Origin of the sequence: Moorena bouillonii PNG (assembly GCF_001942495.1) — a bacterium.
In the GTDB taxonomy this organism is placed as follows: Bacteria; Cyanobacteriota; Cyanobacteriia; order Cyanobacteriales; family Coleofasciculaceae; genus Moorena; species Moorena bouillonii.
On sequence record NZ_MKZS01000001.1, the window covers coordinates 5,645,014 to 5,649,646 of the forward strand.

General features: G+C 44.7%; 5 protein-coding genes. 1 reads left to right on the forward strand and 4 read right to left on the reverse strand.

Features of this window, described 5'->3' with window-relative positions; all coding sequences use genetic code 11:
- Positions 1 to 43: 43 nt before the first annotated feature.
- Both BJP37_RS22945 and BJP37_RS22950 read right to left on the reverse strand, forming a co-directional pair.
- A complete protein-coding gene (locus BJP37_RS22945) occupies positions 44 to 1,207 on the reverse strand; it encodes a hypothetical protein (protein WP_075902261.1) in 1,164 nt (387 codons plus the stop codon).
- A gap of 16 nt (positions 1,208 to 1,223) precedes the next feature.
- The gene (locus tag BJP37_RS22950) at positions 1,224 to 1,877 is read right to left on the reverse strand and encodes a phage tail protein I (RefSeq protein WP_075902263.1); all 654 of its coding nucleotides are present in this window, start codon (positions 1,875 to 1,877) and stop codon (positions 1,224 to 1,226) included.
- A 75-nt stretch (positions 1,878 to 1,952) separates the two neighbouring features.
- Between BJP37_RS22950 and BJP37_RS39855 the strand changes: the two genes are divergently transcribed.
- Positions 1,953 to 2,117, forward strand: coding sequence for a hypothetical protein (locus BJP37_RS39855; RefSeq protein WP_158069728.1), 165 nt, complete (start codon positions 1,953 to 1,955; stop codon positions 2,115 to 2,117).
- Here BJP37_RS39855 and BJP37_RS22955 read toward each other — a convergent pair.
- A complete protein-coding gene (locus tag BJP37_RS22955; protein ID WP_075902265.1) occupies positions 2,114 to 3,241 on the reverse strand; it encodes a hypothetical protein in 1,128 nt (375 codons plus the stop codon). The genes BJP37_RS39855 and BJP37_RS22955 overlap by 4 nt on opposite strands.
- Positions 3,242 to 3,262: 21 nt before the next feature.
- Positions 3,263 to 4,276, reverse strand: a complete 1,014-nt coding sequence (locus tag BJP37_RS22960; RefSeq protein ID WP_143727748.1) for a LamG domain-containing protein — start codon at positions 4,274 to 4,276, stop codon at positions 3,263 to 3,265.
- Positions 4,277 to 4,633 lie beyond the last annotated feature (357 nt).

Below are 4,633 nucleotides of genomic sequence, written 5' to 3' on the forward strand. Positions count from 1 at the left end.
GTTTAAGGTACTGACTTACCAATATGCACCTAAATAAGTTTTGTCAGTCAACCAGGGTATTACCTGTAACAGTTAAAGTCCCAGCTACACTAAGATCACCAGAGAAGCTGGAAGTGTGATCATCACCACCTCGCAATACAGTATCTCCATTACTTCCCCCTAATTTTAGGAAGCCATAATCACCACTCGCCACATGCAATTTTATGATGCTAGTTTTATCGGCTGCAGCAATTTTCAATCCTTGACCTACTGCCGAGTGAATGTGTAATGGTTCTTCAGCCGGATTAATGCCGATGCCAACCTTGCCTGCAAAGTAGTTATCTCTTTCAGTACCTCCAAACCATGCAGAATTGCTCCTACTCCCAGTCCATCCATTATGCTCTACAAAGAAACGAACTGCTTCCCCTTCACTTCTGACTTGGAAGATCGGGTCACCTTCAGGGGGATTTTCTGCCACTCGATAGACTAAGCCGGTTGCCCCTTGAGTACCGTCACCGCGATGATTGCCGTCGCTGGGAGCTTCCATCAGCAGAGGTCGCTCACCAGATGCGTTGCTGCTGAAGCTTAAACTTCCATTTACTGTGGTATCACCTGTAACACTCAAATCTCCCTCAATAACAACCAAACTACTGGCACTATTACCACCAGAACGCAGGGTTGGTCCAGTGATTGCACCACTATCCAAATTACCACTAGGCAAACGCACTCCAGAATACTGGCGTACACTGAGATCAGGAGTCACATTACCGTTTCCAGCAATTGCCAGCTTTGCCAGAACAATCGAGTCCTCAGGCACATTTCCCAGGGTAGCAACTTGGATATTGGGCTTTTCGTGCCAGCGCCTGGCACCACTGCTACCCAAACCTCCATCAGTTGTCTGATCCGATTGTTCCTCTTGATAGGAAATAACTAAGTAAACTTCCTGACTTTGATACCCGCTAAGATTGATTGGCGAAGAGTCTGTACTCAGAATAATCTGCCGACCTTCACTGTCAAGAGCAGTACCAGGGGTAACAATCACCTGATTAGTGTCAGTCTTAAGAGTCAAACCATCACAAATGCCCGAAACCCGGAGGAATTGGTCTAGGCGGCGCTGTCGATCAATATGATACTTTTGTTCATCAATAAAATCCTGGTCTTTTAAAAACTCACCATCGAAGTAGCGTACTCGCTTGTCAATGTAAGGATACTGAATATAATCTGCCATTTTAATTCTCCCTTAGTTACGATATGGTTGTGGTGCCCAATAGTGTAGTCTCCCCAACGATGATGCCTGGTTTACTATCAGTGGGCTCATTAATAATTTGCATACCGGGTATTAACACCCGCAAAGCATAAAACGTGTGAGCTGGTTTCTCCTGATTAACAATTGCTTTCGCAATCTCTTCTTGACGTTGCAGCAGTTTAGGGTCTCGCTCATTCAAGGTGATTGTCACCTGGAAGTAGTGAGCAGGTTGTTCAAATTCGTAGATTTTAACGTCTTCTTGAGTGTAAAGTTCTAGCATTTGCTTCACTCCCGCCTTAGTCCCCCGTTGGCGATAGAGAGGGACAATATTGCTGATAAATCGGCGTTTAGTCTCCTCGCTCCAATCATCTCGCAAACTTAACGCCACCCAACTGGCCAGCCAAGGTATAAACTCAGTTGGTGCTATCTCTGACTCTACTGGTAAATCAGGATGATTATAGGGATTGAAGTAAGTAGGGATACGGTCAATGTACTCTTCTAGAGCCAACTGTTCAGGATTTGGATCATCAGTATCCCTAGGTAAAAAACCACTCATTACCCGCTCAAACGCTAGCAGAAACCGACCAACAAAAGGGTCTTCCTGAAAGTTAGCTGGTAGATAGTTTAGATAGCTACTGAAGTAGTTGGACATAAGCGCGTTTGTATCTAGGTTTTAAACACAGTTCTTGTCGAAAAAGGCAATAGGGAATAGTGGGGAGATGGGGAGATGGGGAGATGGGGAGGTGGGGAGATGGGGAGATGGGGAGGTGGGGAGATGGAGAGATGGGGAGATAGGGAGATGGGGAGTTTGGTGTTATTGTTGCTAATCCCGATTCCCTGTTCCCAGATCCGCTGTTCCCAGATCCGCTGTTCCCTGTTCCCTACTCCCTAGCTAATTAATTGCCATTGCTCCCCTATGTATTCCATAATTACTAAATTTAACTGTACGTTAAAGTCTACTAACTCATAGTTTTTCAGCTTAACTCTGATCAGCTCTTTTTCGATAAACTGATAGCTTTCTTTTGGTTTAGTACGTTCCTCCCGCCAGCTTCCTAACTGAACCACCTTTGTCCCTGTGGTTGGAGCTTGGCTGAGAGGTTGTTTGAGGGTAATTTTATTGCTGGAAAAATCAACAGTGTCAATTTCTATATTTTCTGGATTGCTATTAGTAAAAATGATCCCAACCGTATCTCCCGCTGCCAATCCCGTTACTTGATTCACCTTGAACTCAAGGTTGGATATCACTTCGGTAATCTCAAAACTAAGGGGACGGACAACCATTGTTCCCAGTCCATAAGCTTTATTTAAAGCTGAAGACAAGGTCAATTGTTTTAGTCCTTGCTCAATACTACTAATCGTATAGTATTCCTGATCACTACTGCTGGGGTCGAGTTGAATAGTATCCCCTACATTAAAACCGGTGGTGTCTTTAACCGTAATCTGAGTCTGGGATCTTGAGCTTGCCTGAGTTAAAACAGTAGTGGTTAGATCAATGGTTAGCTCATGAGTATGAACCATGACATCCTCGACATAGTCCACTCCAGGGATGCGATCCAGTAATTGATATAGCTCCGAAACGTAAATACTCCTACCAAAAGGCCAACCCTGACCATCCCAATAAGACTGGGAATTAACTGGGTGGAAGAAAGCTTGGGTCTCCTGGTTTGCCTGGTCTTTAACCTGCTGGGCATTGCCCCCCGCCACTAGATAGAGTCGCGCCCAAACTCGCAAGGGTAGGTAGTCTGGGGTAACTACGTGATGGCGTACAGTCAGCAACCGCCGTTCATCCAAGAAAGACCATAAGCCTTGCAACAGTGAAGCAGTGATATTGGGTTGATACCAACTGGCTCCTTGGATAGTTCCATGATTTTGGTTAGGAGTCTTATTATTAGCAATAATACCAGAGCCTTCATCCAAATCCCAGCAACCAACTAATCCCTTTTCTGTACCTTTAAGAAAGTTATTTATCTCCTGTTTAATATCTGCCTGCAAGCGGACTTCCCCCCAAACCCGCAATTGAGTAATTATGCCTTGGAACTAATGGCTTTGGTTACCTCGAAAGCCAAGATAAAGGGATGAATCATTAATAGTATTACCTGAGGTTATATCGTCAGTAAAGCCTTCTAATTCCCCATCAAGATATAAGTAAAGTGTTGAACTATCTTTGACAAAAGCAACGTGATGAAAATTGTCATCATTAATGGCTTTGGTAGAACTAATGGTAGCAAAGTTAGTACCATCACTTCTAATTACCTGTAATTTACCCGATTGGTTGTCATATCTAATCCCATAAGGAAAACCCCCAGAACCACTACCTTTTTCTAAGATACTATTATAGGTTTCTTGGGTTCTAGCTTGGACTTTTTCAGGTCTGACCCAAAGTTCAATGGTAAAATTTTGATCCTTAGCTTGATCGTTAGCAAAATTGAGTTGGTCTGAATGAGGGATTTCCAGATAATCATCCTGGCCATCAAAGGAGAGCAAACTGTAGTTATCAGCCAAAGTTTGAGGAACCACCAGCAAGCTAATGTTTCCTGGGGCAGGTTCTTCTCTGGCAGTTGGTTCACTCAAAGCCAGATTCTGCTGAGAAATGCATTTAGCCCTAGCGACTACACCAAAAGGACCAAGAGCCTTAGCGGTTGGTGTGTCCTGCCAGTCTTGTAGTACCAGTTGTTCAAAGTCCTCACTACTGACTGCCCGGTAGCGTTGCCGCAAATCCACAATGGTTTGCTGCACTGCTGTCTCCAAATCCCCTTCCAGCTGCCACTCGGAACCATTAAGCAGCTTCAGAAACATTTTTTGGTTTTCATCTGGGATCTGATTAGTCCGGTAAATCACCATCTCCGTCAACCAAGCCAACATCTCAATCAAGATGATGCCAGGGTCAGTAGGATTGTGGTCAGTCCAATCAGGATACTCTTTCGGTATTAGAGACCGAGCCTCTTCTAAGAGGTCAGCATAAGTACGGTCATCTAGGTTAGGTAGTGGTAGGGGCATTATGTTGAAGGTTGAAGGTTGGTCGGTTGTTCGCGTAGCGTGGCCAAAGGCCAAGGTTGGTCGGTTTAAAGTTGGTGGGTTGAAGGTTAGTTGGTTGAAGGTTTAAAGTTGGTGGGTTGAAGGTTGAAGGTTAATTGGTTGAAGGTTGAAGGTTGAAGGTTGGTGGGTTGAAGGTTGAAGGTTAGTTGGTTGAAGGTTGAAGGTTGAAGGTTAGTTGGTTGAAGGTTTAAGGTTTAAGGTTAGTTGGTTGAAGGTTTAAGGTTGGTGGGTTGAAGGTTGAAGGTTGAAGGTTGTTCGCGTAGCGTGGCCTATTGGCCAAGCTTGCCTGTTCCCTGTTCCCTGTTCCCTGTTCCCTGTTCCCGATTCCCGATTCCCGATTCCCGATTCCCGATTCCCGATTCCCTGTTCCCT

Bases quoted from the DNA above. Each gene is read 5' to 3' on its own strand.
- BJP37_RS22945 (WP_075902261.1), bottom strand. From the start codon at position 1,207: ATGGCAGATTATATTCAGTATCCTTACATTGACAAGCGAGTACGCTAC.
- BJP37_RS39855 (WP_158069728.1), top strand. From the start codon at position 1,953: ATGGGGAGATGGGGAGGTGGGGAGATGGGGAGATGGGGAGGTGGGGAG.
- BJP37_RS22950 (WP_075902263.1), bottom strand. From the start codon at position 1,877: ATGTCCAACTACTTCAGTAGCTATCTAAACTATCTACCAGCTAACTTT.